The organism is Deltaproteobacteria bacterium (assembly GCA_016234845.1).
Lineage (GTDB): Bacteria > Desulfobacterota > Deferrimicrobia > Deferrimicrobiales > Deferrimicrobiaceae > JACRNP01.
Genome location: JACRNP010000043.1, coordinates 1 through 4,340, shown reverse-complemented (window position 1 = coordinate 4,340; position 4,340 = coordinate 1). Strand labels below are relative to the sequence as shown.

Annotated in this window: 6 protein-coding genes; 3 read left to right on the top strand and 3 right to left on the bottom strand. The window is 66.5% G+C overall.

The features are described from left to right. Positions 1 to 1,318: PAS domain S-box protein (locus HZB86_03960; GenBank protein MBI5904694.1), on the bottom strand; the 1,318-nt coding region annotated here is incomplete at its 3' end. A gap of 16 nt (positions 1,319 to 1,334) precedes the next feature. Next, complete coding sequence (locus HZB86_03955) at positions 1,335 to 1,727, bottom strand: transcriptional repressor (protein MBI5904693.1); 393 nt, start codon at positions 1,725 to 1,727, stop codon at positions 1,335 to 1,337. 147 nt (positions 1,728 to 1,874) lie between these two features. On the opposite strand from HZB86_03955, the gene HZB86_03950 reads away from it, so the two are divergent. The 3 genes from HZB86_03950 to HZB86_03940 all read left to right on the top strand — a co-directional run bounded on the left by HZB86_03950 (position 1,875) and on the right by HZB86_03940 (position 3,855). Then, complete coding sequence (locus HZB86_03950; protein MBI5904692.1) at positions 1,875 to 2,333, top strand: hypothetical protein; 459 nt, start codon at positions 1,875 to 1,877, stop codon at positions 2,331 to 2,333. Between the two features lie 67 nt (positions 2,334 to 2,400). After that, positions 2,401 to 3,327 carry a hypothetical protein gene (locus HZB86_03945; protein ID MBI5904691.1) on the top strand — a complete coding sequence of 309 codons (927 nt, stop codon included), beginning with the start codon at positions 2,401 to 2,403 and terminating at the stop codon, positions 3,325 to 3,327. A 21-nt stretch (positions 3,328 to 3,348) separates the two neighbouring features. Further along, positions 3,349 to 3,855, top strand: a complete 507-nt coding sequence (locus tag HZB86_03940) for a hypothetical protein (protein ID MBI5904690.1) — start codon at positions 3,349 to 3,351, stop codon at positions 3,853 to 3,855. A 55-nt stretch (positions 3,856 to 3,910) separates the two neighbouring features. Here the strand turns inward: HZB86_03940 and HZB86_03935 are convergent, their stop codons facing one another. Continuing rightward, complete coding sequence (locus HZB86_03935; GenBank protein ID MBI5904689.1) at positions 3,911 to 4,324, bottom strand: hypothetical protein; 414 nt, start codon at positions 4,322 to 4,324, stop codon at positions 3,911 to 3,913. Positions 4,325 to 4,340 lie beyond the last annotated feature (16 nt).

Genomic DNA, 4,340 nt, shown 5'->3' with positions numbered 1-4,340 from the left:
CGACGAGCTCCCCCTCCGGATATCCGAACAGATTCCTCCCGTGGAGGTTCATGTAGGTCAGCCGGCCGTCCTCGCCGGTCTCGAAGACCGGCTGCGGAATCCGTTCCGCGAGCGACCGGAACCGCTCCTCGCTCTCCCGCAGCGCCTCCTCGGCGCGGACCCGGTCCGCGATGTCGTGGACGATCGAGAACAGCAGATCCCTGTCGTGTACCCGGATCGGCCCGCTGAAGACCTCGACCGGCCGCAATTCCCCCGACGCAAGGCGGTGCGTGAACGTGAATCGGCCACGTTCCCCGTTCCGCGCCTTGTCCATATCCCGGAAGACCTCCTCCGGGGGAAGGACGTTGATCTCCAGGATCGTCATGGATCGAAGCCTGTCGCACGGGAATCCGTAATATCCGCCGGCCGCGGGGTTGGCGTCGACGATTCTTCCCGACTCCGGATCGATCAGGAGCATCACGGCGCCGGCTCCTTCGAACAGGCTCCGGTACCTTCCTTCGCTCGACCGCAGGGCGACGGCCGCCTCCACCCGGTCGGAGATGTCCCGGTCCACGCCCCGGTACCCCTGCAGGGCGTTGTCCGGTCCGAAGAAAGGCACCCCGTTGGTTTCCAGTGTCAGCAGCCGCCCATCCTTGTGCCGATTGACGTTCTCGATCCGGTGGAGCGGTGATCCGTTCTCGATCATGGACATGAACAGTTTCTCGACGCGGGCGGCCTCGTCGGCGGGCATCAGGTCGAAAGGCCTCTTGCCGAGCAATTCGTCGGGCTCGTACCCGAGGAGGCACCGGACGCCGGGGCCGACATATGTGTATACACCGCTCCGGTCGACCTCCCATAGCCAGTCGGAAGTGATCTCCAGGAGCTCCCGGTACCGCTCCCTGCTCTCGAGCGCTTTTTCCTCACCGATCCGCAAGAGCCGGTCCGCCAGCGCCTCCTTTTCCGCGCGCAGGCGCTCCGTCGCGTCGATCCCGATCGCGATATGCGAGCCGTCGGACAGGTGGACGTTGGCCCACGAGGTCTCCACGATCCGGCCGTCCCGCGCGCGGACCCGGAAATCGTTCCACCCCGGCTCCGCGGCGGCCATGCACGCGCGGACCTCCTTCCGGTACGCCGGGTCGGGGTAGCACTCGGCCATCAGGTCGACCTTGCGGGCATCTTCGAGCGTCCAGCCGAGGACTCTGGTGAATTCGCCGTTCACGAGAACGGGATTCGCGGCCCCGTCGTAGCAGATGAGCATCACGGGGATGCCGTCCACGACCTTCCGGAACATCTCGCCGATCATCGCCTGCTGCCGGGGGATCGCCTCCTCGGTTCCCACGCCGTATCCTCCACCGTCACGCCCGGGCGCCGCAGTCGGAGCAGTCCCCGATCACGTGCAGGTCGATGGAGTCCACCGACGCGATCGGCCCGATCTCGCCCCACCGTTCGCCCGACAGCTCCCCGGGAAGGGGGATGTCCACGACCGAGCGGCAGGAGCGGCAGTGGAAGTGTGCGTGGAGGTCGCGCGACGCCTCGAAGCGGACGCTCCCCACGTCGCCGCTGCGGATCTCCCTCGCCATCCCGTGGTCCCGCAGGAAGTTCAGGTTCCGGTACACCGTCCCCAGGCTTACCGTCGGCAGCGCCTTTCGGGCTTCCCGGTACACTTCCTCGGCGGTGAGGTGGACGCGCCCTCTTTTCAGCACTTCCAGAATGACGGCGCGCTGGCGGGTGTTCCGGGATTTCTTCACGGGGCGCTCCTTTCCTGTGTGACTCCCTCCATCGATATCGGATAATCCGCCGGTATTCTTTAGGGGAAGGCGCGGCCCCGGCTCCGTCGGGGACATTCCGGCCGCGGGGTGATAAAATACCGCAAAAAACGTGGGAAGGGGAACCGGATGGATCGTATTCGCAGGTGGGCCGCCCTTTGCCTTTGCGCCTTCGTGTTGATCGCGGCCCGCGAGGCTTCGGCCTTCGGAAACATGGCGGGGGGAGGGAGCGAGGGCGCGAAGGCACCTGCCTCCACCGAGCCGATCAAGGTGGAAAAGGCCAAGGGCGCGGACGCGTACACGGTGGCCGAGGTGTACGAGAAGGCCGCGAAACTCGAGAAGAAAACCGTGGTCGTTCGCGGCAAGGTCGTCAAGGTGTCGAAGATGATCATGGATCGGAACTGGGTCCACCTGCGGGACGGGAGCGGCGACGCCTCCAAGGGGACGAACAACCTCGTGTTCACGGGGAAAACCGCCCCGAAGGTCGGCGACGTGGTGACCGCGAAGGGGACGCTGTACAAGGACAAGGATTTCGGGGCCGGGTACCTCTACAAAGCGATCGTCGAGGAGTCGACCTTCAAGCCGTAAGGGCACGGACATTTCCGGCCGGCCCGCGGGGAACAACCCCGCGGGCTCCGGCCTCCCCCGGGCACCCATGAACCGTTTCGCCACGGTCGTTCGCGTCGCGATGGTCGCCCTCGCGGTTTCCGCCGGGGCGTCCGCCGGCGAGGTCCCACTCCCACCCGCCTCCGACAACGTCATCGCCGCAACGCCGGCCGGCGTCGACAACGCGACCTGGGCGGACCGGTATCACGCCCGTTTCGAGCGGGACATGTTCGCCATGGTGGACTGGTTCGACCGGTTCTTCGGGGACGAGCGGATCGCGGATGCCGCAGCCCCGGAATCGTCGCTTCGCTGGACGAACGACTTCCGATGGGACGAGGCCGACCGGTTCCAGTACCGGACGCGCTTGCGCGCCTGGGTCCGTCTCCCGCGCCTCTCGCGGAAGTGGCGCCTCGTGGTATCGGGGGAGACGCGGGGAGACCAGACGGCGGTCCGGCAGGAGGACCCGGGAAACCCCGGGCTCGACATCTCGAGCCCGAGCCGCAGGGGATCCACCGAGATCGTGTACGACCTGTTCCGGGCCGCGCGCACGACCGTGGACTTCGGAGCCGGCGTCCGGGTGAAGATCCCCCCCAACGCGTTCGTGCGGACTCGGTTCCAGCACGTCCGGGAGCTCGGGTTCGAAACGCTTTGCCGCCTCACCGTCATCCCGTACTGGGACGCCAAGGACGGATTCGGGGAATCGAACCAGGTCGACCTCGAGCGGCGGCTGGCCGTCCCCGCCTTTTTGCGGTGGTCGAGCACCATCGGTATCTCGGAGAGGAGCCGCGCCTGGGAGTGGGGAACGGAGCTCTCCCTCCTGCACCGACTCTCCGACAAGAGCGCGGTCACCATGGGGGGCGGGGCGGCGGGACCCACCCGTCCCTCCGTTTCCGTGCAGAATTACCGCGTCTTCACCCGCTATCGGCGGAACTTCCTCCGCCACTGGCTCCGGAGAAGCGGTTCGGCGGTATCATGAAGGGGAAAGGAGGGTGAACCGATGACGACACCCCGATTCGACCCCGCCAGCCGCAAGAACGTCGACCGGACCGCGGACCCCTACATCCCCCGCAAGGCAGAGCCCGAAGCGGGGATCTGCCGGGATTGCCATGCCATCCACCGGAAGAAGCGGTGGTACATGGACGAGAAGGAGTACGCCGCCCTGGCGCGCGCCGGGGCTCCCTTCCGCCGGTGCCCCGCCTGCCGCAAGACGGCCGACGGCCTCCCCTCGGGCATCGTCACGTTGCGCGGGAGGTTCCTGATCACCCACCGGGACGAGATCCTGACGATCGCCCGGAACGAGGAGCGCCGCGCCCGGGGAATGAACCCTCTCGAGCGGATCATGGAGATCCGGGATCGGGACGAGACCGTCGAGCTGCTGACCACAGACGAAAAACTCGCCCAGCGCATCGGGAGGGAGATCCGGAAGGCGTGCCGCGGGACGGTCGCCTACAAATGGTCGGAGGACGCGAACCTTCTCCGGGTGACCTGGGTCCGGGACGCCTGAAGGCGGAGCGATCGATGCGCGCCGGCGCTTCGGGACAGCGCCGGCGCGGACCGGGTCAGAATTTCACATAGAGTTGCGAGGTGTTGTTCCCCTTGTTCTTCTCGTCCCCAGCGAACTCCCCGTTCACCGTGAAGGTGACCATCGTCGAGTGGAACAGGATGTCGAACGGGTAGGAGACGACCTCGCCCGGCCCCAGGTCGACAACGTAATGATACTCCCAGGCGTTCTGCTTCATCGGGACGCCCGGCATCCGCGAAAAGAAGACCCCGATCGCGACCTTGTCCGCTTTCGTGATTCCGGCGTTTTCCACCGTGGCCGTCACCTTGAGCGGCTTCCCCATATTGCTGTACGGGTTATACTTTCCAAAATTGGAGACGGGCGGTTCCGTCTGGATCGTGGCCACCACGTCCGCCCGCAGATCCACGTTCGCCAACGCCGGTTTCTGCACCGCAACGGCCGTCTTCCTCACGAGGGGCAGCTGCGTG